Origin of the sequence: Pantoea sp. B566, assembly GCF_024793925.1 — a bacterium.
Lineage (GTDB): Bacteria > Pseudomonadota > Gammaproteobacteria > Enterobacterales > Enterobacteriaceae > Pantoea > Pantoea ananatis.
In genome coordinates this window covers 526,670-553,613 of record NZ_JANUQL010000003.1, presented here as the reverse complement: position 1 = coordinate 553,613, position 26,944 = coordinate 526,670, and the positions used below count along the sequence as shown (strand labels likewise).

At 54.9% G+C, this 26,944-nt stretch carries 24 protein-coding genes; 11 read left to right on the top strand and 13 right to left on the bottom strand.

What is annotated here, in order from left to right; genetic code table 11:
* Nucleotides 1-152: 152 nt before the first annotated feature.
* The 5 genes from pgpB (at nt 153) to yciH (ending at nt 3,762) form a co-directional block, all read left to right on the top strand.
* Nucleotides 153-917: a phosphatidylglycerophosphatase B gene (gene pgpB, locus NYE92_RS04280; RefSeq protein WP_259018606.1), complete on the top strand. Its 765-nt coding sequence runs from the start codon at nt 153-155 to the stop codon at nt 915-917.
* Nucleotides 918-1,046: 129 nt separating this feature from the next.
* Complete coding sequence (locus NYE92_RS04275; protein WP_014593805.1) at nt 1,047-1,358, top strand: LapA family protein; 312 nt, start codon at nt 1,047-1,049, stop codon at nt 1,356-1,358.
* A gap of 6 nt (nt 1,359-1,364) precedes the next feature.
* Nucleotides 1,365-2,534: a lipopolysaccharide assembly protein LapB gene (gene lapB, locus NYE92_RS04270; RefSeq protein WP_259018603.1), complete on the top strand. Its 1,170-nt coding sequence runs from the start codon at nt 1,365-1,367 to the stop codon at nt 2,532-2,534.
* A gap of 194 nt (nt 2,535-2,728) precedes the next feature.
* A complete protein-coding gene (gene pyrF, locus NYE92_RS04265; protein WP_014593804.1) occupies nt 2,729-3,442 on the top strand; it encodes an orotidine-5'-phosphate decarboxylase in 714 nt (237 codons plus the stop codon).
* Nucleotides 3,439-3,762, top strand: a complete 324-nt coding sequence (gene yciH, locus NYE92_RS04260) for a stress response translation initiation inhibitor YciH (RefSeq protein WP_014593803.1) — start codon at nt 3,439-3,441, stop codon at nt 3,760-3,762. Before pyrF ends, yciH begins: the two co-directional genes overlap by 4 nt.
* 82 nt (nt 3,763-3,844) lie before the next feature.
* On the opposite strand, the gene osmB is transcribed toward yciH, so the two are convergent.
* Complete coding sequence (osmB, locus tag NYE92_RS04255) at nt 3,845-4,060, bottom strand: osmotically-inducible lipoprotein OsmB (protein ID WP_014593802.1); 216 nt, start codon at nt 4,058-4,060, stop codon at nt 3,845-3,847.
* 346 nt (nt 4,061-4,406) lie between these two features.
* Here osmB and araD point away from each other — a divergent pair, with 346 nt between their 5' ends.
* Both araD and NYE92_RS04245 read left to right on the top strand, forming a co-directional pair.
* Nucleotides 4,407-5,105 (top strand): L-ribulose-5-phosphate 4-epimerase, encoded by a 699-nt coding sequence (gene araD / locus NYE92_RS04250; protein ID WP_022623210.1) that lies wholly within the window; start codon nt 4,407-4,409, stop codon nt 5,103-5,105.
* A gap of 307 nt (nt 5,106-5,412) precedes the next feature.
* On the top strand, nt 5,413-6,279 hold the full coding sequence (locus tag NYE92_RS04245; RefSeq protein ID WP_013025921.1) for a crotonase/enoyl-CoA hydratase family protein: 867 nt from the start codon (nt 5,413-5,415) through the stop codon (nt 6,277-6,279).
* A gap of 4 nt (nt 6,280-6,283) precedes the next feature.
* Here the strand turns inward: NYE92_RS04245 and pdeR are convergent, their stop codons facing one another.
* From pdeR to NYE92_RS04220, 5 genes are all read right to left on the bottom strand, one after another.
* Nucleotides 6,284-8,269 (bottom strand): cyclic di-GMP phosphodiesterase, encoded by a 1,986-nt coding sequence (gene pdeR / locus NYE92_RS04240; RefSeq protein WP_014605742.1) that lies wholly within the window; start codon nt 8,267-8,269, stop codon nt 6,284-6,286.
* Between the two features lie 156 nt (nt 8,270-8,425).
* Nucleotides 8,426-8,716 carry a YbdD/YjiX family protein gene (locus tag NYE92_RS04235; protein ID WP_014605743.1) on the bottom strand — a complete coding sequence of 97 codons (291 nt, stop codon included), beginning with the start codon at nt 8,714-8,716 and terminating at the stop codon, nt 8,426-8,428.
* Nucleotides 8,709-10,775, bottom strand: coding sequence for a carbon starvation CstA family protein (locus NYE92_RS04230; protein WP_013025918.1), 2,067 nt, complete (start codon nt 10,773-10,775; stop codon nt 8,709-8,711). The genes NYE92_RS04235 and NYE92_RS04230 overlap by 8 nt, the downstream gene beginning before the upstream one ends.
* Before the next feature lie 190 nt (nt 10,776-10,965).
* Entirely contained in the window at nt 10,966-12,900 is a 1,935-nt protein-coding gene (locus tag NYE92_RS04225; RefSeq protein WP_015700221.1) for an exoribonuclease II, read from the bottom strand.
* Nucleotides 12,901-13,011: 111 nt separating this feature from the next.
* Nucleotides 13,012-15,315 (bottom strand): FdhF/YdeP family oxidoreductase, encoded by a 2,304-nt coding sequence (locus NYE92_RS04220; RefSeq protein WP_029568821.1) that lies wholly within the window; start codon nt 15,313-15,315, stop codon nt 13,012-13,014.
* 250 nt (nt 15,316-15,565) lie between these two features.
* Here NYE92_RS04220 and NYE92_RS04215 point away from each other — a divergent pair, with 250 nt between their 5' ends.
* The 3 genes from NYE92_RS04215 (at nt 15,566) to NYE92_RS04205 (ending at nt 18,714) form a co-directional block, all read left to right on the top strand.
* Complete coding sequence (locus NYE92_RS04215) at nt 15,566-17,152, top strand: PTS transporter subunit EIIC (protein ID WP_013025915.1); 1,587 nt, start codon at nt 15,566-15,568, stop codon at nt 17,150-17,152.
* Nucleotides 17,153-17,408: 256 nt separating this feature from the next.
* Entirely contained in the window at nt 17,409-17,546 is a 138-nt protein-coding gene (locus NYE92_RS04210) for a hypothetical protein (protein WP_187664306.1), read from the top strand.
* Nucleotides 17,547-17,817: 271 nt separating this feature from the next.
* The gene (locus NYE92_RS04205; protein ID WP_033774475.1) at nt 17,818-18,714 is read left to right on the top strand and encodes a LysR family transcriptional regulator; all 897 of its coding nucleotides are present in this window, start codon (nt 17,818-17,820) and stop codon (nt 18,712-18,714) included.
* Here the strand turns inward: NYE92_RS04205 and NYE92_RS04200 are convergent.
* The 7 genes from NYE92_RS04200 to sapA all read right to left on the bottom strand — a co-directional run bounded on the left by NYE92_RS04200 (nt 18,711) and on the right by sapA (nt 26,217).
* Nucleotides 18,711-19,826, bottom strand: coding sequence for an oxidoreductase (locus NYE92_RS04200; protein WP_029568819.1), 1,116 nt, complete (start codon nt 19,824-19,826; stop codon nt 18,711-18,713). The two genes, NYE92_RS04205 and NYE92_RS04200, sit on opposite strands and share 4 nt — an antisense overlap.
* 189 nt (nt 19,827-20,015) lie before the next feature.
* Nucleotides 20,016-20,804 carry an enoyl-ACP reductase FabI gene (gene fabI, locus NYE92_RS04195; RefSeq protein WP_014605755.1) on the bottom strand — a complete coding sequence of 263 codons (789 nt, stop codon included), beginning with the start codon at nt 20,802-20,804 and terminating at the stop codon, nt 20,016-20,018.
* Between the two features lie 141 nt (nt 20,805-20,945).
* Entirely contained in the window at nt 20,946-21,749 is an 804-nt protein-coding gene (gene sapF / locus NYE92_RS04190; RefSeq protein ID WP_014593797.1) for a putrescine export ABC transporter ATP-binding protein SapF, read from the bottom strand.
* Between the two features lies 1 nt (nt 21,750).
* Nucleotides 21,751-22,746: a putrescine export ABC transporter ATP-binding protein SapD gene (sapD, locus tag NYE92_RS04185; RefSeq protein ID WP_013025910.1), complete on the bottom strand. Its 996-nt coding sequence runs from the start codon at nt 22,744-22,746 to the stop codon at nt 21,751-21,753.
* Complete coding sequence (gene sapC / locus NYE92_RS04180) at nt 22,746-23,636, bottom strand: putrescine export ABC transporter permease SapC (RefSeq protein WP_013025909.1); 891 nt, start codon at nt 23,634-23,636, stop codon at nt 22,746-22,748. Before sapC ends, sapD begins: the two co-directional genes overlap by 1 nt.
* Nucleotides 23,623-24,588 carry a putrescine export ABC transporter permease SapB gene (sapB, locus tag NYE92_RS04175; RefSeq protein WP_014605757.1) on the bottom strand — a complete coding sequence of 322 codons (966 nt, stop codon included), beginning with the start codon at nt 24,586-24,588 and terminating at the stop codon, nt 23,623-23,625. Before sapB ends, sapC begins: the two co-directional genes overlap by 14 nt.
* Entirely contained in the window at nt 24,589-26,217 is a 1,629-nt protein-coding gene (sapA, locus tag NYE92_RS04170) for an ABC transporter substrate-binding protein SapA (protein ID WP_019105147.1), read from the bottom strand. It lies immediately after the preceding gene.
* A 191-nt stretch (nt 26,218-26,408) separates the two neighbouring features.
* Between sapA and NYE92_RS04165 the strand changes: the two genes are divergently transcribed.
* Complete coding sequence (locus NYE92_RS04165) at nt 26,409-26,885, top strand: GNAT family N-acetyltransferase (RefSeq protein ID WP_242640113.1); 477 nt, start codon at nt 26,409-26,411, stop codon at nt 26,883-26,885.
* Nucleotides 26,886-26,944 lie beyond the last annotated feature (59 nt).

Sequence of the window (26,944 nt, the reverse complement as noted above, 5' to 3'; positions counted from 1 at the left end):
ATATTGTGCCACAACCGCGAGGCAGGCTGTTAATCTGTGTAAACGATTGTTGTGATAAAGCACGATTATCTAATCTTAAAAGGTTATGTTATTCTTTTTTAAGCTAAAGTTATGCTTTCGCAACAGGTTTTTACCGGGAAAAAGGAAAAGGGATGATTAAAATCTTTCAACGGACGCTGGCGGGAATGCTGCTGCTGCTTATTATGCCGGTTGCAGTATGGTTGTCCGGTTGGCAATGGCAGCCTGGCGAAAGTAATACCTTTCTTAAGGTCTTGTTCTGGATGACCGAAACGGTCACACGACCGTGGGGAATGCTGACCAGCCTGATTTTAAGCGCGTGGGCGCTGTGGTGCCTGCGTTTCAGGCTCAAACCGGCGCTGCTGCTCCTGGTGATCATGAATGCCACCATCCTGGCCGGTCAATACACAAAATCCTTTATCAAAGAGCAGGTGCAGGAACCCCGGCCCTATGTCGTCTGGCTGGAGAAAACCCACGGGCTGGACGACAAGACCTTTTACCAACTGAATCGTGAGCAACGTGGCCAGCGCGTCACGGCGCTGATTGCGGATGAATCCCATATTCCGGGCTGGTTGAAAAAGCACTGGGCCTTTGAAACAGGGTTTGCCTTCCCGTCGGGACACACGATGTTTGCCGCCAGTTGGGCCTTACTGGTCATCGGTTTACTTTGGCCACGCCGGCATTACAAAACGATTGTGCTTGTCGGACTCTGGGCGACAGGCGTCATGGGCAGTCGCCTGCTGCTGGGCATGCACTGGCCGCGCGATCTGGCCGTGGCAACATTCATTTCCTGGGTGTTTGTCGTGGTGGCAACCTGGCTTGCTCAACGCTTCTGTGGGCCGCTCAGCCTGCCACCGGAAGAGAAGCAGGAGGTGGCTGAACGGGAACAAGGATTGTAATTGCGCCGTTCAGCACCATATCTTTATCTTGAAACTGAGCAAAAGCTCTTCGTCTGATGCGGCCGGGAGCAGTATTTTTGCCGTAATTTTGGCATAATTCTATTCGACAACCTCACAACGGGATGCACTGTGAAATATTTGCTGATTTTTTTAGTGGTTTTGGTCATTTTTATCATTTCCGTGACCCTTGGCGCGCACAACGACCAGGTTATCACCTTTAACTATCTGCTGGCGCAGGGTGAATTCCGTATCTCTACGTTACTGGCAACGCTTTTCGGCGTCGGTTTTTTGCTGGGATGGGTTATCTGCGGACTCTTCTGGTTACGTCTTCGGGTCTCTCTGGCCAATGCACAACGTAAAGTTAAGCGCCTGCAGACTCAGATTGATCAGAGCACGCCAGCGCCTGTCGGTAAACCGCTACCGCCGGCCGCGCAGGAATAAGTCTCCATGTTAGAGCTGCTGTTTCTGTTACTTCCTGTCGCCGCTGCCTATGGTTGGTACATGGGCCGCCGAAGCGCGCAGCAGGATAAGCAACAGGAATCAAACCGCCTGTCTCGTGACTACGTCGCAGGGGTAAACTTTTTACTCTCCAACCAGCAGGATAAAGCGGTCGATCTGTTTCTTGACATGCTCAAGGAAGACAGCGGCACGGTTGAAGCGCACCTGACCCTTGGCAACCTGTTCCGTTCGCGCGGTCAGGTTGACCGCGCCATTCGAATTCATCAGTCTTTAATGGAAAGCGCGTCGCTAAGCTACGAACAACGCTTGCTGGCCATCCAGCAACTGGGGCGTGACTATATGGCAGCAGGTCTTTATGACCGCGCCGAAGACATGTTCAAACAGCTGACGGATGAGACAGATTTCAGGATCGGTGCACTGCAACAGCTGTTGCTTATTCATCAGGCAACCAGCGACTGGGTTCAGGCTATCGAGGTGGCTGAGCGGCTGGTGAAACTGGGCAAAGACAAGCAGAAGGGTGAGATTGCCCATTTTTATTGCGAACTCGCGCTGCAGGCCATGAGCAGCGACGATCTCGACAGGGCGATGACCCTGTTGAAAAAGGGGGAGTCAGCCGATCGTCAGAGCGCACGCGTCTCGATTATGATGGGGCGCATCCTGATGGAGAAAGGGGAGCATGCCAAAGCTATCGAGCATCTGCAGCGTGTTCTGGATCAGGATAAAGAGCTGGTCAGTGAAACGCTGCCGATGTTGGAAACCTGTTTTCAGCGTCTTAATCAGCCCGACGCCTGGGCCGCATTTCTTAAACGCTGTGTGGAAGAGAACACCGGCGCCGCGGCGGAACTGTATCTTTCCGCGATTCTGGAGCAGGAGCAGGGCGCGGAAGCGGCGCAAAACTACATCAATAACCAGTTACAGCGTCACCCCAACATGCGCGTATTCCATCGTCTGATGGAGTTTCACCTGCATGAAGCGGAGGATGGTCGTGCTAAAGAGAGCCTGATGGTGCTGCGCGATCTGGTCGGCGAGCAAATCCGCACGAAACCACGTTATCGCTGCCAGAAATGCGGCTTTACGGCTCATGCGCTCTACTGGCACTGTCCGTCATGCCGGACCTGGTCATCAGTCAAACCGATTCGCGGACTGGATGGGCAATAACCTGTTGGTTATTGTCTTCGGTTTTCAATGCTTTTTAGTTACAACATACTAAAATTGTTAATTGCAGAAATTGCCTGACCTCCGTGCGTTTATCGCCTGGCAGCGCAACAGGGATTGTGATGCGAAAAGCGGGCAGGTAGAATGCGTGCCGTTTGTCTAACGCGCCAGCAGGTGCCTACCGCAGAGGAAATAGCATGGCCTTATCCCAGACTTCACCGGTGTTAGTGGCGCTTGATTACCACGATATGAACAGCGCACTGCATTTTGTCGATCAGATAGAGCCGGGCAGCTGCCGCCTGAAAGTGGGCAAAGAAATGTTCACATTGTTCGGCCCACAGCTGGTAAAAACCCTGCAACAGCGTGGATTTGAGATCTTTCTCGACCTGAAATTTCACGATATCCCCAATACCACCGCCCGCGCGGTCGCTGCTGCCGCCGATCTTGGCGTCTGGATGGTGAACGTTCATGCGAGCGGTGGGGCGCGCATGATGAATGCCGCCCGTGAAGCGCTTCTTCCCTATGGTGAGCAGGCGCCGTTACTGATTGCCGTCACCGTGCTGACCAGCATGGATGCCGAAGATTTACTGGGCCTGGGCATCACGCTGTCTCCCGCAGAGCAGGCTGAACGCCTGGCAAAACTCACGCGCGAATGCGGTCTTGATGGGGTTGTCTGCTCCGCACATGAAGCCGCGCGGTTCAAACAGGCGATCGGTCATGATTTTAAGCTGGTTACTCCCGGCATTAGGCCTCAGGGAAGCGACGCGGGCGATCAGCGCCGCGTTATGACGCCACAGCAGGCCCGCCTTGCTGGCGTCGATTATATGGTAATAGGACGTCCCATTACGCAGTCAGCGGACCCCGCAGCGACGCTTAAGGCGCTGTTGCAGGATTTGGAGAGCGTAAAATGAGTCGCGATAATCCCTTGGTGTATTCAACCGACGCTGGCCGTATCACTCAGCCCGAACAAAAGGCGGAACGGCCCAAAGGTGACGGCATTGTTCGCATTCAGCGCCAGACCAGCGGACGCAAAGGCAAAGGTGTCTGCCTGATTTCTGGCGTCGATATGGATGAGGCAGCACTGAATCAGCTGGCCGCTGAACTGAAGAAAAAATGCGGTTGTGGCGGGTCGGTGAAAGAGGGCGTGATCGAAATCCAGGGCGACAAGCGCGATTTATTAAAAAGCCTGCTGGAAGCCAAAGGGATGAAGGTAAAACTGGCTGGGGGTTGAAAGAAGAAACCGGACTACAAGGTAGCCCGGTTTTTTATTATGTAGATGCGCTGCGTAGCCGTGATTTATTTTTATAGCGTGCTTAGTGAACCTGGTGACCGATAATACCACCCACAGCTGCACCACCCACGGTACCCAGCGCGCTGCCGTTGGTTAATACAGAGCCACCAATTGCGCCGGCACCTGCGCCAATCGCAGTGTTACGGTCGCGTTTAGACCAGTTCGAACAGCCGCTTAACGCCACAACCAGCGTGGTCGCAAGGACAGCGGCGGTCACTTTTTTCATTGTAATTGTCATGAACTTCTCCTTTATTGTGTATGCAGATGCAACACAGTAAGTATAGCTGTGAAATTTTTTTCAGGCCGCCTGTGAGGCATGATTACCGCATCCTTTCAGTATAAAAATGCCAGACACCATGGACAATCTGCTTGTAGCGGCTGAAAAGCATCATTAACAGATGGACCTGTCTGATGCCTGACAGAATTCTATTCATTTTGCAGAATTTCCGAAGATGGAAAATTCTTAATTCGCGACACAATTTTTCATTCACAGCCATTTTCCGCTGCTTTTTAGCTATTTGCTCCATAACGTTTTTTCTGCCTGCTCCGCACACTATGAAAACCCTTCTCAGCAGGAGAAAAAAATGCTGGAGCACCTTAAACAACAGGTTCTGGAAGCCAACCTGGATCTCCCCAAATACAACCTTGTCACCTTCACATGGGGAAACGTCAGCGCGATTGACCGTGAGCAAGGTCTGTTAGTGATTAAACCTTCTGGCGTCAGTTACGATGTCATGAAAATGGAGGACATGGTGGTGGTCAACCTGGCGACCGGCGAGGTGGTGGAAGGCGAAAAACGGCCTTCATCCGATACGGCTACGCACCGGGCACTCTACCTGGCCTGGCCTGAGGTTGGCGGAATCGTCCATACGCATTCACGTCATGCCACCATCTGGGCGCAGGCCGGACGTGCCATCCCCGCGTGGGGCACCACCCACGCGGACGACTTTTACGGTGAGATTCCCTGCACCCGAGCCATGCGCGATGAAGAAATCAAAAATCAGTATGAGTGGAATACGGGGGAGGTGATCATTGAAACCTTCGCCGAGCGAGGACTTTCTCCTTCGGCCATTCCTGCCGTGCTGGTGAATTCTCACGGGCCTTTCGCCTGGGGCAAAGACGCACATGCGGCCGTCCACAGTGCAGTGGTACTGGAAGAAGTGGCTTACATGGGATTGTTTAGCCAGCAGCTCACGGCCGGGCTGCCTCCCATTCAGCAGACCCTGCTTGATCTGCACTATTTGCGCAAACACGGTGAAAATGCCTGGTACGGCCAGAAATAATGCCTGGGGCGCAGCGGTGCCAGCGGCCAGAAATAATGCCTGGGGCGCAGCGGTGCCTGCGTCCCGAAATGGCTCGTGATGAGCGAGCCTTAAGGGAAGGACAGTCCCATCAATGCCGGTTATAGGTTCGCGCCTTTCCGTGGTAAAGGCTGCGGATATCAAGAAAGTCTACTAATCATTTAAAGGTGGTGCATCGGGGATCACTCTGGAATTTATGTTGTAAATCAATCTCTCATTTGGTCTGGCCTCACTCTGGATTAGGCTGATGTGGCGCAATTAGCGCATCAAAATAATAGAGGATGAGACAATGACCGTGATTAACCAACCCACATGCAGACTGTTTTCCGAAGCCGGACAAACCACGCAGTTAGTTGCCTATTACGAGGAAGGACGTCGCACCATGTGGATGATGTTGCGCGCCCAGCCACGACCCAGTTTTAATCATGAGTTGATTGAAGAGATCATGAATCTGAGTTACACGGCGCAGCGATCGGGCTTACCTATCGACTTCTGGGTCACCGGCTCGTTAGTTCCACAAATGTTTAATGCCGGTGGCGATCTGCGCTTTTTTGTGGAATGTATCCGCAACAACCGGCGCGAAGCGTTACGTGCTTATGCCCGTGCCTGCGTTGACTGCATCCACTCGGCGGCGCGCGGATTTGACACCGGCGCGGTAACGCTGGCGATGATTGAAGGCAGTGCGTTAGGCGGCGGTTTTGAAGCCGCGCTTGCCCATCACTTTATTCTGGCGCAAAACAATGCGCGGATGGGTTTTCCGGAAATCGCCTTTAACCTGTTTCCCGGAATGGGCGGCTACTCATTAGTCGCGCGGCGTTCGGGCATGAAACTGGCTGAAGAGCTGATTATGGAAGGCGAATCGCACAGTGCCGAATGGTATGAAACCCGTGGTCTGGTCGATAAGGTTTTCCAGCCGGGCGACAGCTACCGCGCCACCCGCACCTTTATCGATACGTTGCGACCTAAGCTCAATGGCGTACGCGCCATGCTAAAGGCGCGCCAGCGGGTACTGCAGCTGTCACGCGCGGAACTGATGGATATCACCGAGGACTGGGTAGATTATGCATTCACGCTCGAAGCGAAGGATATTGCCTATATGGAACGTTTAGTCCAGTTACAAAACCGCCATAGCGCATCACTGCGTAAAGCGGGTTAGATAATTACACGCGGGCAGGATGCTGAGCCAGCCAGTGCCCAAACTGATCGGCGGGCATTGGTTTTGCGTAAAAATAGCCTTGCCGCCCATCGACGCCGCTTTTTAACACAAAGGCTTCTTCATCGACGGTTTCAATACCTTCGGCAATCACCTGCAAATCAAGCGCCTTCGCTACCGCAACAATCGCCCTGACGAGTGACTGAGAAACGGGACGTTTATTCACATTACGGATAAAGCTTTGATCCAGTTTGATGGCATTAATAGGGACGCGCGCCAGCTGTGAAAGGGAGGAATAACCGGTGCCAAAGTCATCAAGGTGAATCTGGGCACCCAGTTCCTGAAATTTACGCATCAGCTTGAGCGCTTCGGCTTCATTCTCAATCAGGCAGCTTTCCGTCAGTTCGATATCCACCGGGCACTCGGTTAAACCGGCATCCGTCAGGGCTTGTTTCAGGTCACTGTAGATTGTCTGGTCGAGTAACTGGCGCGCCGAGACATTAACCGCGACGCGCAGATAAATATTCTGCTCCCGCCAGGCAATAATTTGCTTCAGCACGTTAAGCATGACCCAGCGACCCAGTGGCACGATCAGCCCGGATTCTTCCGCGTAGGGAATAAATTCCCCGGGTGAAACCAGCCCGCGCTCGGGTGAGTTCCAGCGAACCAGCGCTTCCGCACTGCGCACTTTACCGTCAGCATCCACTTTGGGCTGGTAGTGCACTAATAAATGGTCTTGCTCCAGCGCTTTACGCAGGTTGGTGTCGAGCCAGAGATATTCAAAAACCCGGCGGTTCATCTCTTCGGCAAAAACACAATAGCTGCCACGGTTGTTCTCTTTGGCGTGATACATCGCCGTATCAGCGTTACGAATCAGACACTCACGGTCCTCTCCATGTAGCGGGGCCAGGGCGATCCCGACGGAGCAGCCGCTGTAAACCTCGATGAGGCCGATGCGGAAAGGCTGACGCAGGCGATCGAGAATGCGCGTAGCCATTGCTTCCAGCGCAGCCTGACTGGTGTGCTCAGCCAGCACCACAAACTCGTCACCGCCCAGCCGTCCAAGCGTCTGGTTCTTGCTCAGACAGCTCAGAATCGCCAGGGAAACGGCCTGCAACAGTTGATCGCCGAACATATGACCGTAGGCATCATTCACTTTTTTGAAATTATCTAAATCCAGGTAGACCACGCCGGTTTCACTTCCCTCAGCCCGCTCCAGCGCATGGCTGATTTGCTGGTGAATCGCGTGGCGATTGGGCAGGCCAGTGATGCCATCCGTGTTAGCCATCACGCGCAGGCGCTCCTGCGCACGGCGTTCTTCCGTAATATCCGTTCCTGAACAGATGAGGAAAATTTCATTTTTACCGCTGCCACTGTGAACAAACTTATTACGAAAAAGAAACAGTCGCTGTCCTTTCATCGTCTTGATCCAGCGTTCCACTTCGTAGGAATTTCCATCGCGAAAGAACCCTGCGATGTTCCTGCGTGAGGCCGCGGCTTCCTGTTTGGTCATAAACAGCTGGAAAACATTACGGCCGATCACATCCTGTTCATACAGGCCGGTATACTCTTCGCTGAGGCGGTTAAAGCGTTGAATGTTGCCGCGCTGATCAAGGATAACGATGACCGAGTTGGCCTCCGACACGACCTGTTCAGCAAATGACAGGCCCAGCGTCAGATCGCGCGCCACCGCCGACGTATCGCCCCATGCCGAAGCGGTGCCCGCCCACACGGACTGGTTGATCCGCCGGCCAACAAAATGCATGGCGACCTGCTCGCCGTGAATCGTTAACGTCAGATTAATACTGGAAGTAATAACGGGCATCGCGCGCAATAAACTGCACTGGCCGGGCGTCAGTGGCACAGCAACGCTGGTGTTCGATGATTCATCTAAGGCAAAAAGCAGCGCATCACTGTCTGCGGTTAATCGCCAATGAGGGCTGGTTGTACCAAACAAGGTATACAACAACGATTGCCCTTGTTCATCGGTCATGGTCACTCCCTCCAGGAAGTACATTGCTGGCGTTATCTCGTTATTTTAGCAACAGTATTCATCAACTGACGCCAGCACAAGACGAAACTGTATTTATTTTGCTTTCCAGAAAAAACGGGCAGAAAAAACCCCGCCGAAGCGGGGCACACTTTCTGTTCAGCACGGACATTTTCCCAGCTTACCGGCCTGGCTGGGGAAGCGGGCATCCAGACAATAACGATGAAAGTCCCGCTCGCTCATCGGCGCAATGTCAGGATGATGTTGCCGCATATGCTGCAGGTATTTCGGGTAATCCTGCACGCCGACCATCAAACGAAAACTTTGCTGAAGTCCCTGCCACAGCGCTCGCCAGCGAAAACCCACGGGTTTTGGCCTGGAAAGCAACGTGCAGCGCATTATATGCCAGCGACCCTGTGGGCGCGCTACGCGATGGATGCTGTCAACCATGACGAAGCTCCTTACGTAAGGATATGTCTGACTCATGCGTAGTGGGCACATCGCTACGCAGCGCGCGACGAATGACAAAGAAGGCCGCAATCAGCATCGTAACGGCAACCAGCATAAAGAACCCGCACAGGGCAGCATTAATCTGGTTACTGAATACGATGGTTTGCATATCGGCCACGGTTTTCGCGGGGGCGATGATCACGCCATCATCCAGGCCTTTTCGGAATTTATTGGCCTGAGCAAGAAAACCAATTGACGGTTTTTCGTGGAAAATTTTTTGCCAACCCGCTGTCATCGACGTAATAAAGAGCCAGATAGTGGGCAGAATCGTCACCCACGCATAGCGCTGCTTTTTCATCTTAAACAGCACGACCGTGCCCAGAATCAGCGCCATCGATGCCAGCATCTGATTACCAATACCAAACAGTGGCCACAACGTGTTAATCCCGCCCAGAGGATCGATCACGCCCTGATAAACGAAGAAACCCCAACCTGCGACGGCGACGGTCGTGCCGGAAAGGTTGCCGAGCCATGAGCGGTTATTGGCCAGTGAAGGCACAACCGTACCGACCAGATCCTGCACCATAAACCGGCAAGCGCGCGTACCGGCATCCACGGCGGTTAAGATAAACAAGGCTTCAAATAAGATGGCAAAGTGATACCAGAAGGCCATCATCGCGCGGCTGTTGAACACCTCCGTAATGATGTGCGCCATGCCGACCGCAAAGGTTGGCGCGCCCCCGGCGCGTGACAGAATTGAGGCTTCTCCCACGTCTCTGGCGATACCGCTTAACATTTCAGGTGTGACGACAAAGCCCCAGCCGTTAATCACCTGAGCGGCATTTTCTACCGTAGTGCCAATCAGTGCAGCAGGGGCGTTCATCGCAAAGTAAACGCCTGGGTCCAGCACGGAGGCGCATATCAGCGCCATGATTGCCACAAACGACTCCATCAGCATCGCGCCGTAACCGATAAAGCGAATATGGCTTTCACGCTCAATCAGCTTCGGCGTGGTGCCGCTGGAGACCAGCGCATGGAAGCCGGAGATGGCGCCACAGGCAATGGTGATAAACAGGAACGGGAACAGGGCGCCGGAAAAAACCGGGCCTGAGCCATCAATAAATTTGGTCACAGCGGGCATTTTCAGTTCTGGCATGGCAAAGACGATGCCAACGGCCAGCCCGACAATTACGCCGATTTTCAGGAAAGTAGACAGGTAATCTCTGGGAGCCAGCAGCAGCCAGACCGGCAGCACCGAGGCGATAAAACCATAGATGACCAGTACCCAGGTCAGAGAGGTGCCTTTCAGTGTGAAGAACGGGCCCCAGTAAGGATGCTGAGCCACATCACCACCGTAGATAATGGCCGCCATCATCAGCACAAAACCGATCAAGGAGACTTCGGCGATCTTACCCGGGCGCAGAAAGCGCATGTAAATGCCCATAAACAGGGCGATAGGAATCGTTGCTGCAATGGTGAACAGCCCCCACGGGCTGTTCGCAAGGGCTTTAACCACCACCAGCGCCAGCGCGGAGAGAATGATGATCATCACGCCCAGCGCACCCAGCATGGTAATAACCCCGGCAAAGGCGCCCAGCTCCTGACGGGCCATTTCACCTAAGGAACGGCCGTCACGTCGCGTAGAGATAAACAGGATCAGAAAGTCCTGCACCGCGCCCGCCATCATAACCCCAATCAGGATCCAGATCGTGCCTGGCAGAAAGCCCATCTGGGCCGCCAGAATAGGGCCGACCAGCGGCCCGGCGCCCGCGATCGCCGCAAAGTGGTGACCGAACAGCACCCACTTATTGGTGGGAACATAGTCAAGACCATCGCTGAGGCGCTCGGCGGGGGTAAGACGGCGATCGTCCAGTTCAAAAATGTTGCGGGCGATAAACAGGCTGTAAAAACGATAAGCGATGCTGTAACAGGCTACGGCGGCAATCACCAGCCAGACTGCGTTGACGTGCTCGCCGCGGTTAAGCGCCAGCATCGCGAACGCACCCGCGCCAATTAACGCCACTGCCAGCCAGAGCACGCCGTTTTTGACGTTCTTCATAACTCACTCCTTGTAGAGACCGAATGGAAGGCGATCGGATACAACGAGCTAACGTTAATGTAATGTAATGTAAGTGGAAGTTAATAAAGATAAAACTGTGAAGCGTGGAGCAAATTTAACGCGAAGATACAGGGGCCGGCGGAGGAAAAAAGACCGTCGGAGCAGGCTGTGCTGTTCCGACGGTGGTATCTTAGGCGGCAGGGCGTGCAACGACACTGCGTGTTTCCATGCGAACTTCCGCAATGGTCACGTCAATCACGTCAGATACGCGGTAAACCACGTCACCTTTAATCTGTACCGTACCGCTTTCCTGGCTGCACACCAGCTCATCGCGCACCGCATGCAGGAACGGCGCAGGAATAAACGCGACGGCGCCATTTTCCAGCAGACGGACGCGCATGCCACCACGCGATACATCAATGATTTCTGCGCTAAACTTGCGGTCAGTTGCGGCAAACGGCGACAGATAGCGGGCATAAAGCCAGTCACCCACGTCGCGCTCGGCCATGCGGTTTAGACGACGACGCTCGCTCATGGTGACTGTCAGCGCATCGTCCGGACGGCCGATGGGTTCGCCGCGCACGATCGCCTTCAGCAGACGATGGTTGATCATATCGCCAAACTTACGAATCGGTGAGGTCCAGGTGGCATAGGCTTCCAGCCCCAAACCAAAGTGCGGGCCCGGCTCGGTGGTGATCTCTGCATAGGTCTGGAAACGACGAATGCGGCTGTCGAGGAACTGAGTAGGCTGCGCATCCAGCTCACGACGCAGTACGCGGAAACCGTCGAGCGTGGTGATCGCCTGCGGATCGGCCGTGATGCCGTGAGTTGCCAGGACAGCGGCGGCCTGTTCGGCGTTTGCTGCGTCAAAACCGGCATGGACGTTGTAGATACCAAAGCCCAGCTTTTCGCGCAGCACGTTGGCGGCACAGATGTTCGCCAAAATCATCGCTTCTTCAACCATCCGGTTCGCTATGCGGCGCGGTTCGGCGACGATTTCCAGCACTTCGCCTTTTTCGCCCAGCAGGAAACGATAGTCCGGGCGATCTTTAAACACCAGCGCGTGCTTTTGACGCCACTCGGCGCGTGACAGGCACAGGCGGTGCAGCAGACGAATCTGGTCAGCAATCGCGTCGCTCTGTGGTTGCCATTCGCCACTGTTTTCCAGCCAGTCTGAAACCTCGTCGTACACCAGCTTGGCTTTGGACTCGATCCAGGCCGCAAAGAACTGCACATCGTCCGCCAGGCTTCCATCCTGAGCCACGGTCACGCGGCAGGCCAGAACCGGCCGACGCACGTCAGGGCGCAGCGAGCAGACATCGTCAGACAGCTCGCGCGGCAGCATGGGAATATTGAAGCCCGGCAGGTAGTTGGTAAAGGCACGCTGCGCCGCCAGCTTATCCAGCTCGCTGCCTTCGGCAACATAAGCGGTCGGATCGGCAATGGCGATAGTGAGACGCAGGGCGCCATCGTCCAGCGCTTCAGCATACAGCGCATCGTCCATATCTTCCGTGCTGGCGCTGTCGATGGTCACAAAATCCAGCGCGGTCAGGTCTTCACGCGTCAGGCTTTCGTCCAGCATCTCGCCAAAGCCGATTTCTGGCGCTTCGCGCTCCAGATTATGACGTGACAGTGTCACCCACCACGGTGCAAGGTGGTCGTCGGCTTTAACGATAAATTCGGTGAGTTCGGCATAAAAGCCACGGTCGCCTTTTAAGGGATGGCGACGCATTTCTGCCACGGCCCAGTCGCCATTCTGGAAATCATGGCTCAGTCCACGGACCGGACGACACTGAATCGCGTCTTTGAGCAGAGGATGATCGGGCACGATAGAAAGGCGGTCATCTTTTTTCTGCACGCGGCCAACAAAACGGCTCAGAAAGGGCTCGACCAGCGTTTCAGGCTCGGCACTTTCGCGATCTTTATCGCTGTGGACGATGGCAACGATACGGTCGCCATGCATCACTTTTTTCATCTGTGGCGGCGGGATGAAATAACTTTTCTGTGCATCGACTTCCAGAAAGCCGAATCCCTTTTCGGTGCCTTTAACAACGCCTTCTGCACGGGGCGTTTGCGAGTGAAGCTTCTCTTTAAGCTGCGCAAGCAGCGGATTATCCTGGAACATGATTTTTACGTTTCGTGGCCTAATAGCGGCTGACAGTTTTACGCGAATCGGGGTCTCGCGGCAAGGCAAAAAGCCGGACGAACCGGCTTTTTGCCTGGAGAAAAGCCTGAATCAGGCGATGCGTTGGGTTGCCAGCGCCTGCGTCAGTTCGAGCTTAACCGGCACGGATTTTGAGGTGGGCGTGCCGCTGATATCACCGAAGCTGTTTAACGGAACCAGCGGGTTGGTTTCAGGATAGTAGGCGGCCAGGTTGCCGCGAGGAATGTTATAAGGCACCAGCTTGAAGCCGCTGACGCGACGCGTGACGCCATCATTCCACAGCGTTTCAATATCCACATTCTGCCCTTCGTTGAACCCTAATTCAGCCATGTCATCGGGGTTGATAAAGACGACTTCGCGCTGACCGTAAACGCCGCGATAGCGGTCGTCGAGACCGTAGATCGTCGTGTTGTACTGATCGTGCGAACGCAGCGTTTGCAGCGTGAAGGGCACGTCCTGATCCAACTGCGGAAACAGCGAGTGGGGCAGCGCAGCAGGGCTAAACTCAGCCTTGCCGGTCGGCGTATTAAAACGCAGTTCTGCCGCCGCGTTGCCAAGATAGAACCCGCCAGGCTGATCGCATTTGGTATTGAAGTCGGCAAAACCCGGAATCGTTGCCGCGATATGATCGCGAATCAGGTTGTAATCCGCCGCCAGATCTAACCACTTCACCTTGTCATCGCCGAGAACCGCGTGAGCAATACTCGCCACAATTGAGGTTTCAGAACGCTGCGTTTCCGCCAACGGAATCCCCACGCCTTCAGAGGCATGAACCATGCTGAAGGAGTCTTCGACCGTAATGAACTGGTTACCCGTAGCCTGCAGATCGCGCTCGGTGCGGCCCAGCGTAGGCAGAATCAGTCCTTCATGACCCGGCACGAGGTGGCTGCGGTTAAGCTTGGTGCTGATGTGCACCGTCAGACCACAACGGGACAAGGCTTCTTCGGTGCGCGGAGAATCCGGTGCCGCCGCTGCGAGGTTGCCCCCGAGCGCGATAAGCACTTTGATTTCATCACGCAGCATGGCGTTGAGCGCTTCAACAGTATTGTGGCCTGCAGCACGCGGGGGTTCGAAGCCAAAGTGCTGACCCAGCGCGTCGAGGAAAGGCTTAGCCGGTTTTTCATCAATGCCCATGGTGCGGTTACCCTGAACATTACTGTGACCGCGAACAGGACACAGGCCCGCCCCTTTTTTGCCTAACTGCCCAAACAGCAGCTGCAGGTTGGTGATTTCACGCACGGTATCAACCGAATGCTTGTGTTGGGTGATGCCCATCGCCCAGGTGCAAATAACCCGATCGGCACTCTGATAAATTGCCGCCGCTTCGCGGATTTGCGCCTCTGTCAGGCCGGACTGCGCCACAATCTGCATCCAGTCGGTGTTATCAACCGCATCAAAATAGGCCTCAACGCCATGGGTTTTGGCATTCAGGAAAGCCTGGTCGAACAGGCCGCTTTCGCCTGCCGCAAGGCGTGCACGATGCGTTTCCAGCAGGGTTTTCACCATGCCGCGAACGGCAGCCATATCACCGCCCAGATGCGGCTGGTAATAGGCAGAGCTTATGGTGCCCGCTTTAGACGTGACAATTTCCAGCGGCTTTTGCGGATCGGCAAAACGTTCCAGACCGCGCTCGCGTAGCGTGTTAAAGGTCACGATTTTTGCGCCATGGTCGGCGGCGTGACGCAGGCTGTGCAGCATGCGCGGATGGTTTGTCCCTGGATTTTGGCCAAAGACAAAAATGGCATCGGCATGGTCAAAATCGTCAAGACGGATGGTGCCTTTACCCACGCCAATGCTGCGTTTCAGGCCCGCACCGCTTGCCTCGTGACACATATTGGAGCAGTCCGGGAAGTTATTGGTGCCCAACATGCGGCCGAACAGCTGATAAAGCCACGAGGCTTCATTACTGGCGCGACCAGAGGTGTAAAGCTCCATCTGATCCGGGTTATCCATCGCTTTAATATGTTGTGCGATGAGCGCAAAGGCATCATCCCAGCTGATGGGTTCGTAATGATCGCTTTCGGCGTTGTAGCGCAACGGATGTGTCAGGCGGCCCTGATATTCCAGAAAATAGTCGCTTTGTGCATACAGGGTTGCCACGCTGTGTTTGGCAAAAAAGTCGGTATCAACAACGCGGCGCGTGGCTTCCCAGGTGACGGCTTTCGCACCGTTTTCGCAGAAGCTAAAGGTACTTTTATTGTCATCGCCCCAGGCACAGCCCGGGCAGTCGAAGCCGCGTGCTTTGTTCATGCGCATGAGGTTACGCAAATTTTTCAGCGCAGCTTTACTGTCGAAAACAAAACGTGTGGTGGCTTCCAGTGAACCCCAGCCGCCCGCTGCGGCACGGTATGGCTTAATTTGACGCTTAAATTTCATCATGTGTGCAGGCTTATTTTTATGTTGGACGAATGTTGCAAGGATATATCCTGATGGTAAAGATTAGTGTGCTATTCACGACAAAGCTTGTCTAATTGATTGGCTTAATGGTGCGATAGCTGGCGTTTATCGTGGGGCACGCCAAGTGTGATGGTGTTCATGTTTTACCTTTTCGTAACCTTGCCATAACGGGTGTTATCGGCACATCGCGCTAATACTTGCTGTTTAAAACAGAAAAGGGCGCGACACCATGAAACAACTGACCAGCCAGATCCATGCGTTTGGCAAGGCGTTGATGATGCCGATTTCGGTGATTGCGGCGGCCGGCATCTTTCTGGGGCTGGCAGCCGCCATGCAGAATCCCGCCGTCACTGGTGAAGCCTTCGCACAGATGCAGGTTGCCCAGCTTATCATCGGGTTTATTCGCAAAGTCGCAGGCGCGCTCTTTGCTAATCTGCCGCTGTTCTTTGCCGTGGCCAGCGCCATCGGGCTGGCAAAAGCGGAAAAGCCGACGGCAGCCTTTGCCGCAGTTATCGGCTATATCGCCATGAATGTCGGCATTAACGCCACGCTGGCCGCCAGGGGCATTACCGCCGCCACGACCACACCTCAGGCGCTGCAGCAGGCCGGAATGGATCAAACCACGGCCATGATGACCTCGGCGGAATATATCCAGATGCTGGGCATTTTCACCTATAACATGAGCGTGCTGGGCGGTGTGATTGCCGGACTGCTTACCGTCATGTTGCATAACCGTTTTTATACGCAGCAGCTCCCCACAGCGATCAGTTTCTTTGGCGGACGCCGTTTTGTGCCCATCGTGACGGTGGTTTTCCTGCCGCTGATCGGCGTGCTTCTGGCGCTCGTCTGGCCCACTATCGGTGAAGGTATTGCCTGGGTAGGACAGATGATCGGTCGGAGCGGGCAGTATGGTGCCTTCCTGCTGGGCGCTTCAGAACGTATTCTGATCCCGACGGGCCTGCATCATATCCTGAATGAAACCGTGCGCTTTACGCCCATCGGTGGTATGGCCATCGTGGACGGGCAGACGATTGTTGGTGCGTTAAATATCTTCAATACCTCGCTGACCCATCCCGGGATGATTCCTGATGCGACGCTCCGCACCGCCACGCAGTTTCTGGCGCAGGGAAAAATACCGGTCATGATGTTTGGCCTGCCGGCCGCGGCCCTGGCGATCTATCACACCGCAAGGCCTGAGCATAAACAGCGCGTTAAGGCGCTGGTCATGGCCGGCGCGCTGACGTCCTTTACCACCGGGATCACCGAACCGCTGGAGTTCTGCTTTATTTTTGTTTCGCCGGTGCTCTATCTGCTGCATGCATTTCTAACGGGCCTGTCATTTATGCTGATGTCCATGCTACATCTGATGATTGGTAACGTGCAGGGCGGCATTATCGATCTGGTGGTCTTCGGCGTGCTGGGTGGCAGTAAAACCCACTGGTGGTGGACGCTGGTGCTTGGGGCAATCTACGCACCGGTTTATTACTACGCGTTTCGTTATGTGATTACGCGCATGCATGTCGAAACGCCCGGGCGGGAAACGGACGATGAAAAACCCCAGCTTGTTGAAGCCAGCGAGCGCACTAACGTGATCATCAGCGGACTGGGCGGGGCGGCCAATATAGAGGATGTCGATTGCTGCTTCACACGTTTGCGGGTTCGCGTCAAAGACATGAAAGAAGTGGTGGATCAGACGTTAATGCGTACCGGCGCGAATGGTATTAACCGCGTGAGCGAACAGGATGTGCAGGTGATTTATGGCCCACAGGTTGAGAAAATCGCACAAGAGGTGAAATCAGCGTTGGGCGTCGGATAATCCCCCTTCACCCGGCAAAGGTGCGAGCACGGTGCCTTTGCCGTTTGTCACTCCTGTGCATTGCCCGCCTTCCTGCTCACTGTCCACTGTCCCCTTAAAGCGCGCCTCCGCGACAATCCATACGCTTGTAACAAACTGGTCACAATATATAAGCAGGGCTTTATGTTTCATTTTGTGAACGGGGCTTGTACTTTACCGGTAACACTCTAAGGTAAGAGGTGAAGGTCAAATACACGCAATCAAAAGGGGGTTATTAATGGTTAAACACAGTCTGATTAAAATCGTTGAAATATCAGCAATTATATTCTTTGCGCTGGTGGTGATTTATTTACTGGCTACCGGCGTCCTGTCTTCCACAGGGATTGATCACGCCTGGCCGTATCCCACGAAGTGAGTGTCGCAACACCAGGGAAACACCAATAAAAATTACAAATAATACAATGTTAAGATCAACAATAACCCCAATCTATTGCCCACATGGGGCGTTCTCCACTTGATTGTCTGATGTACCGCCGTCTTAATAGCGCTTCCACACTACGCCGCATGCACGAAACCGCAAGCGCCCGCGATCTCTTTACCACAATGCTATCTCCGACTGGCAATCTGTTAACCCATCGGCACATAATAGGTGTTCATTAGAACGGTGTGACGGCGGGTAAAAGAAAATCGATATCAAGCAACTCATCTATCTCTGTAATCTCGAACGCGAACGCCATTTTGGTCGTGCCGCCGAAGCCAGCTTTGTCAGCCAGCCAACCTTATCGATGCGGTTAAAAAACCTGGAGCGTGAACTGGGCCTGTCGCTGATCAACCGCAGTAACAACTTTGCCGGTTTCACGCCGGAGGGCGACAGGGTGCTGGCATGGGCACGGGAAATCGTTTCGGTTTATCAGGGGCTGAAGCTGGAGGTCGAGTCGTTAAAACACGGCGTGAACGGTACGCTTCGCCTGGGTGTGGTCCCGCAGTGCAGCGTTTCGTTGGCAGAGCTGTTAAAAGCGGTGCAGGCTCGCTATCCGCAGCTGGATTACCGCATTGCCGTGTTAAGTGCCGATCAACTGCTGGACGCGCTGAACAGCCACACGGTTGATGTCGGCATTGGCTTTTTTGAAATGGCGACGCTGCGGGAACTGCATTTTCAGGCATCGCTGCTGGCGGATAGCGGCGTTGAGGCGGTTTTTCATCCCGCCCATTTCCCCCCGTTATGCGCCCATGAAACGCTTGACCTGCAAACGCTGGCGCAGCAGCCGCTGTGTCTGGCGGAGCCAACCCGTTATTTTCGCCGCTATCTGGATATGACGTTTCGCGATGCTGCGCTGGTGCCGCGCGTGGTGGTTGAAAGCGCCTCTGTCATGCAGCTGTTGCAGTGTACCCAGGTCGGTCTGGGTGTTCTGATCTCGCCACGGGGCCATTTGCTGCCTGAATCCTTACACGGCCTGGAAAAGCGCACTATTTCGATGCCAAAAATGGCGCGTCAGGCCGCGCTGGTGATCGCCGAGCCTGGCCGGGCCACGCCGCTCGCACAGCATTTTTATGACGAAGCGCGAAGCTATCTTGCCAGCTAGCTGGCTTCACCGCAGGCATAAAACAAACGGCTGTTCCAGTTGGCCAGCGCGATAGCCTGTATCACGCTGAACTGCCTGGCATGCGACCAGCCAGCTTGCGCCAGCGGTTGCAGATCGAGCGCACTGACGCGCTCTGGCTGGCGGGTGAGCTGAGCGGTTAGTGTAATGACAGCCTGCTGCTCACTGTCGGTTTTCGCCTCGTCCGCCTGACTCATTCGCTTCTCTGCATCTGCAGCATGCTGCCAGATCCAGCGGCTGCCCAGTATCCGGGCGGCGGTCGCCTCCACGCTTGCGCTTGCGCCATCTTGCAGCTGTTGACGCAGGGCAAACCAGCTTTGCAGCAGCGCAGGCGCGTGAGCCAGCAGCCAGACTGTATCTTTAAGCACCTGCGCATGCTGACACGCGGCGACAGCGGCATGTTGCGCCTCGCTGGCATAGCGCGGCTCCAGCGGCGTCAGCACAGGCTGCCACGCGCAGGGCTGGGCAAACGTCGCCACATCGGCGTCAGGAGCCGGTGACATACCCGGCATCCAGCGCACCGGCCGTTCCAGCAGAGCATGAATCCCGGCGATGACGCGCGCCTGATAGCAGACAAAGCCCACCAGATGGTTAAGTGTGACGATATCGGCTTCGCTCAGCCCTACCGCATGCAGCGCGCGGATGCTCTCCGCCGTAATTAATGCGGGCTGCATCGCCAGCAGGCGGGCATATTGCGTAATTTGCGTCAGGCGATTGTTGCTTTCACGAGAGGAATCAGGACCCGGCAGGGGGTTCAGGCGGGCGGAATAGTGGTTACACAGGCGTTGAATGCCTGCCACCTGAGCCACCGTCAAGGCGGTGCTTAGCCGGTCATACAGCGTAAGCGTATGGGTCAGTGTGGTTTCAATCTGGTCGGGAAACAGCTGGTCAACAACGTGATGGGCGATCTGTATGGCGGGCTGGTCGGCCTGAAGTAAAGGCTGAATAACGGAAGCGTCCTGTGCTAACCCCAGCAAAAACCGGTCATCGATATGGGCGGCTTCTGGAAAAAGCGGGGCAGCCTGTACGCTGCGCGGACTGGTCTGACTTTCATAAAACCAGTGGTCCTGGCCGGGATAGCGGCGTTGTTGCATCATCAGTCCTTTTGCAAAATCTGATGCGGCGCATGCGGTGATTCAGTCGCAGGCCGCAGGGCTGACTTATCGTCGCCCACGGGCAGGTCAGGGCAAAAGACCAATCGGTGATAATTAATAGCGATAAGGAATAACGCGGGGATCGGGCAGGGGGCGCGCAGGGCGAGCAACGCTCGCCCGTGAGGAAACTTATTTCAGTTCCAGTTCATTCATCGCAGCGATGCTGAAACCGCCGTCAACGTGAACGATTTCACCGGTGATCCCACCCGCAAGGTCGGAGCACAGGAAGGCCGCAGAGTTACCCACGTCTTCAATGGTGACGGTACGACGAATCGGGGTGACCGCTTCACAGTGGGCCAGCATCTTACGGAAGTCTTTGATGCCCGATGCCGCCAGGGTACGAATCGGACCCGCAGACACGGCGTTAACACGCACGCCTTCAGGACCCATCGCGTTCGCCATGTAACGGACGTTTGCTTCAAGGGACGCTTTCGCCAGGCCCATTACGTTGTAGTTAGGGATAGCGCGCTCTGCACCCAGGTAAGACAGCGTCAGCAGGGCGGAGTTAGGGTTCAGCATCGCACGGCACTCTTTTGCCATTGCAACAAAGCTGTAGGCGCTGATGTCATGTGCGATTTTGAAACCTTCGCGGGTTACGGCATTGACGTAATCGCCATCCAACTGGTCGCCAGGGGCGAAGCCAATGGAGTGCACGAAACCGTCAAATTTCGGCCAGGTTTTTGCCAGCTCAACGAACAGGGATTTGATGCTTTCATCTTCTGCAACATCACATGGCAGCACAATGTCAGAACCCAAATCTTTGGCAAACTCTTCCACACGACCTTTCAGTTTGTCGTTTTGGTAGGTGAAAGCCAGTTCTGCGCCCTGTTTGCGCATCGCCTGTGCAATACCGTAGGCGATGGAAAGTTTACTGGCAACACCAGTAATCAGAATGCGCTTACCGGAAAGAAAACCCATAGCTGTAATCCTTATGGTCATGGTAGTTGGCGGTCGCGTTGTTTAAATAATAGACGACCGACGTTAATCGACGTGCGGATTCTAGCACGTCTGCTTGAAATCAGGAAAACCGCTCAGCGTTTTCCACAATATGCCGCAAAATCAACGCTCACGCCGCCAGGCTTCGGCGGTCAGCGCCTCGCCAAAATGGCTGTTGATCAGGCGTTTGGTCATCTCGTGCAGCGGCGAAGCGAGCACGTCTGCCGTTCCGCCGCGTTCCACCACTTCACCGTGATGCATGACCAGTACTTTATCGCTGATGTGCTTCATCATGCCAAGATGCTGGGTCACATAAATATAAGCAATGCCGTGTTTTTCCTGGAGTTCCAGCATCAGATTGACCAGTTGAGAGCGCATGGTCATATCCAGAGAGGCCAGCGCCTCGTCAGCCACAATCACTTTGGGCTGCAGGATCAAGGCCCGTGCCAGCCCAAGGCGCTGCTTTTGGCCCGGTGCCAGCATGTGGGGATAGTAACCCGCGTGATCGCGCAGCAATCCCACCTGACGCAGCGTTGCAATGATGCGTTTTTCCCGATCCTCAGCATCCAGCCCGGTATTCAGGCGCAGCGGCAGATCCAGAATCTGGCTCACGCGCTGGCGCGGGTTGAGCGACGTTGACGGATCCTGAAAAATCATGCGAATGCGTTGACTACGATAGCCGTAATCACCAAAGCTGAGCGGATGATCGTCAATGATGATCTCCCCGTCGCTGGGGGCAACGGTGCCGCTAAGCATTTTCGCCAAGGTCGATTTACCCGATCCGTTTTCGCCGATAATCGCCAGGGTCTGCTTTTCACGCAGCGTAAAGCTGACGGATTTAACGGCTTCAACGTGCTGGCGGCGAAACAGGCCGGTGCGGTAGCGAAAAGTTTTGCTGAGATTGCGGACTTCCAGCAACGTTTCCATGTTATTGGCCCTCAACGTTAAGCGGGAAGTGGCAGGCGTACAGGTGCGAGCGGGTGCCCGTCAGCCGCGGCGTTTCAATGCACTTACGCTGCGCGTAGGGACAGCGTGGTCCCAGGCGACAGCCAATCGGCAGGCTCTCCAGCGACGGAATCGCGCCGGATAAGGTGTTCAGCCGGCTTTTGTGCGGCAGCGGACGACCAAAATCAGGCATGGCGCGAATCAAAGCCTGAGTATAGGGATGATGCGGGGTCGTCATCAGGTCTTCGCTTTGCGCCGTTTCGACCGTCTGGCCGCAGTACATGACGTTAATGCGGTTAGCCCACTGGCTCATCGTGCGCAGATCGTGGCTGATCAATAAAATGGTGGTGTTGTTGTTCTGGTTAAGACGGCTCAGCAGGCGGAATATCTGCGCCTGGGTTGTAGGCTCCATCGCATTCGTTGGCTCATCCGCAATCAGCAGGCGGGGCTGATTCGCTAACGCGATGGCGATCATAACTTTCTGGCACTCGCCCTCGGTTAACTCATAGGGAAAGCTGCGCATGATGTCTTTATGATCCTTAATGCCCACCCGATGCAGCAGTTCAATCGCCCGGGTTTTACGCCAGAACCAAAAACGCTTCATCCACGGGCCTTTATAGGTCCAGCGCGGAATCGCCTGCATCAGCTGACGCCCGACACTTTCAGAGGGATCGAGACAGGATTGCGGCTCCTGAAAAATCATCGATACGTTATGACCCACGATGCGGCGGCGCTCACGGGCAGACAGACGCAGCAGATCAACGTCATCAAAGACCATGCGGTCTGCGGTAACGCGCCAGTTGTCGTTAGTCACGCCGCAAATCGCCTTGGCCACCAGGCTCTTGCCCGAACCGGACTCCCCGACCAGACCGCGAATTTCACCTTCACTGAGGGACAAATTAACGCGATCGACCGCTTTAACCGGCCCGTCCGCGGTCATAAATTCAATCGTCAGATTACGAATATCCAGTAACGGCATTATTCCACTCCCGCCTCGACGGCCCGACGAATGCCATCACCGAGCAGGTTAACCACTAATACGCTTAGCATCAGCGCCGCACCGGGCAACATCACGGTCCAGGGGGCCACGTAGACCAGCTCCAGGGAATCGCCCAGCATCGCGCCCCATTCCGGTGAGGGCAACTGCGCGCCAAGGTCGAGAAATCCCAGGGCGGCAATATCAAGAATGGCCATGGAGAGCGCACGCGTAATTTCGCTGATCAGCATCGGTAACACGTTAGGGAGAATCGCATGCCACATAATATTAATGCTGGTCGCCCCATCGAGACGCGCCGCCACCACATACTCTTTTTCCAGTTCATCATGAACGGCGCTGTAAATTTCCCGCACCAGCCTTGGCATCAGCGCCAGCCAGACCGCCAGCAACGCATGTTCAAGGCGTGGGCCGAGAAAGGCCACCACGATGATGGCCAGCAGGAGAGAAGGAATTGACAGTAACGTGTCCAGCACGTGATTCAGCACGGCAGAGCGCACGCCGTGCGTCATGCCCGCCACGATACCGAGTACCAGTGCCCAGAAAGTGGCAAACAGCGTAACGACAATGGCTGAACCCACTGTCGGGGCCACGCCATTGAGCAGACGGCTGAGTAAATCACGCCCTAAATCGTCTGTTCCAAGGAAGAACGACACTTCACCGTAGCGTGACCAGGAGGGCGGTAACAGCTGGTAGCCCAAAAACTGCTGGTCGATGGGATAAGGTGCCAGGAAATGCCCAAACAGACAGAGCAGCAGCAGTGCGCCAAAGCCGTACAGACCTATCATCGCAGGCATGTCGCTATAAAAATGGTGCCAGCTCTGACGAAATGCGCTCGGCAGGCGTTTTTCGGCGTAGATGTTATCGTAGGGCATACCATTCCTTATGTTTCAGCGGATTCAGCGCCGCACCGACAATGTCCGATAGCACATTCACCACAATCACCACGCCGCCGGTCACCATCACACCGGCCGATATCGCCGCATAATCCTGCTGGCGGATAGCGTTAATCAGCCAGCGCCCCAGGCCGGGCCAGTTGAAGACCATTTCCGTGATCATCGCCAGCGTTAACATGCTGGAAAACTGCAGACCCAGGCGTGGAATGACGGGCGGAAGGGCATTATGCAGAACGTGACGGCGAATCACGGTAAAACGGGATAACCCACGGGTGGCGGCCGCCTTCACATAGCTTTTATCCACGACATCAATGGTGCTGATGCGCAATAAACGCACGATCTCGGTCGTTGGCGCCATGGCCAGAACGGTCACCGGCAAAATCAGATGCATCAGCACGCTAATCATCATTTCATGCCGCCACGGCGAGGGGCTGAGCCAGGCATCGATCAAGGCAAAGCCGGTAATGTTCTGGACCGGATAGAGCAAATCGTAGCGGCCGGAAACCGGCAGCCAGCCCAGCGTCAACGAAAAAAACAGCGTAAATAGCAGGGCCAGCCAGAACACAGGAATCGAGAACCCTAACAGGGCGAGAGCGCTGATCAGTTTATCCTGCCATTTATGCCGCATCGCACCGGCGCAAATGCCCAGCGGAATCCCGACGATCAGGGCTAAGCTAAAGGCCATCAGGCACAGCTCCATCGTAGCGGGAAACACCTCACGCAGCTGTACGCCAATTTCCTGCCCATTGGTGCTGGAAACCCCAAAGTCCAGCTGCAGCATGCCTTTAAACCAGAACCACCAGGCATCGAACAGCGATGCGCCTTCCAGGGGCGCGTTAGGGGTGAAATAGCTCAGGCTGAAGCTCACCAGCGAAAGAAAAAACAAGGTAATCACCAGCAATACCAGGCGACGCAGGATATAGATGACCACTTAACGTTCCTCTCGCTCATCACGATACACGCCGGCAAATGACGCATTGCCAAACGGACTCAAAACCAGACCTTTAATATCATGCCGATAGGCTTGCAGACGCAAAGATGAAGCCAGCGGCAGAACGGGCAGCTCGCGCGCCAGAATCTGCTGGGCTTTATCATAATTTTCAATACGCCCCGACAGCTGCTGTGACAACAGGGCATTTTTCAGCGTGTCGTCAAACGTGGGTGAACACCAGTGAGCATAGTTGGTCTGCGAACTGATGGCGGCGCAGCTGAGCAGCGGACGAAAGAAGCTGTCGGGATCGTTACTGTCAGTTGCCCAGCCCGCCAGCGTCAGATCGTGGTTCATTGCCATCAGCTGCGCCTCCTGAAAACGCCCCTCAACCGGCACGATGGTGACCTGTACGCCAATTTGCGCAAGATCAGCCTGGATAAGCTCTGCCGTTTTCAGCGGTGCAGGGTTCCAGGACTGCGAGGCCGCGGGCACGACCAGGCGCAGATGAAGATCGTGGACGCCAGCGGCTTCCAGCGCTTCTTTGGCCTTTTTGGGATCGTAAGGGGTAATGCTGGCATCGGTATCGTAAGCCCAGGACGCGCGAGGCAGTATGGATGCAGCCGTCTCGGCAGTGCCGTAATAGATAGATTCCATCAGACGCTCATTATTCATCGCCAGCGCCAGTGCGTGACGGACTTCCGGCCTGTCGAGCGGCGGTTTGCGGGTATTAAATGCTAAATAGGCGATGTTCATCCCGGGCCGCAGCGTCATGCGCAGTCGGGGATCGTCACGCAGAATGGATATTTGGCTGGCGGCAGGATAGGCGAGCACGTCGCATTCGCCGGTAAGCAGCTTCGATAAACGGCCTGTTCCGCCGGCTCCGAGGTCGATAACCACCTGCTGCAGGCGCGGCACGCCTTTCCAGTAATGCGGGTTACGCGCCAGACGAATATATTGCCCGCTGCGGTATTCACTCAACTGGAAAGGACCGGTGCCGACAGGTAAACGATCCAGCTCTTCCTGGCGGCCCACTTTATCCAGGCTGTCAGCATACTCTTTCGACAAAACGGGCGCGTAGTGCGTCGCCAGGTGCCAGAGAAAAGAGGCGTCCGGACTATTCAGACGGAATTCGACGGTATCGTTATCGATTTTTTTAATGCTCTGAACGGAATCGGCGAACTGCAGGCTGTCGAAATAGGGGTAATAGCCACCGTTAACATTATGCCAAGGATGTTTGCGATCGAACATGCGGGCAAAGCTGAATACCACGTCATCCGCATTCATGGCGCGGGTGGGTTTAAAGGTTGCGGTGTGCTGGAACTGCACCCCATGACGCAGGTGAAAACGGTAGGTGGCACCGTTATCACGCACTTCCCAACTGGCAGCCAGATCGGACTGCAACCGGTAGGTGTAAGGATCCACATCTAACAGGCGGTCGTACAGCTGCGCAGCCAGCGTATCCACCGTTAAACCACTGCTGGCCATCTGGGGATTGAAGGTATTCAGCGTGCCGTTAACGCAATAGACGAATCCGCTTTGACGGATATCACCTGCCAGCGTCGGCGCAGACCACACAGGCGCGCTCAACACGCTGAGACTCAGTAACAGCGAAGGAATTAGTTTTAACATAGAACTCAACGATTCTCAGGCATTAGGCAGAGTGTATCGCAAAGCGGGCCTGGCCCCAAATACGCATCAGCGATTGCCAGCTCTTTGCGCGCGCACCAGCGTAAAAGTGGGATTGGCTGCCGCTGCCGATCGCGATCAGTTTTTACCCAGGCAGAACCTGTTTGTGTCGATGACACAGGAGGAAAGCACCCATGACTATCGATGAAGTGACGAAAAATAAAAAAATCTACCTGCCGCTATTGCTGCTGGCCGATGAACAGGAAGATATGATTGACCGCTATCTTGCCAGCGGACGCATGTTCAGGCTGTGGGATAACGGAGTGAAATGCATTGCCGTGGTGACGCGTTTAAACGAGACGGAATGCGAGCTTAAAAATATGGCGACCTGCCCGCCAGATCAGGGCAAGGGCTATGGACGCACAATGCTGGCTTATCTTGCAGAGACGTTTTTAAAAGCGTGTAAGACAATGTACGTCGGCACCGGGGACGTGCCAGGCATAGTCGTTTTTATCATAAAAGCGGTTTCCGCGAGTCACACCGGGTCAAGGATTTTTTCACGGACAATGATGACAAACCGATTATCGAAGAGGGCGTACAGTTACGTGACATGGTCTATTTACGCAGAGACGCAAATGACGCGTAAGCACGCGGAGTTGCGTGAAAAATAAAGGCATAGCGTTGATGTGGAAATGAGAAAAGTTCTCAATAAGGCTTTACAGATGCGAAC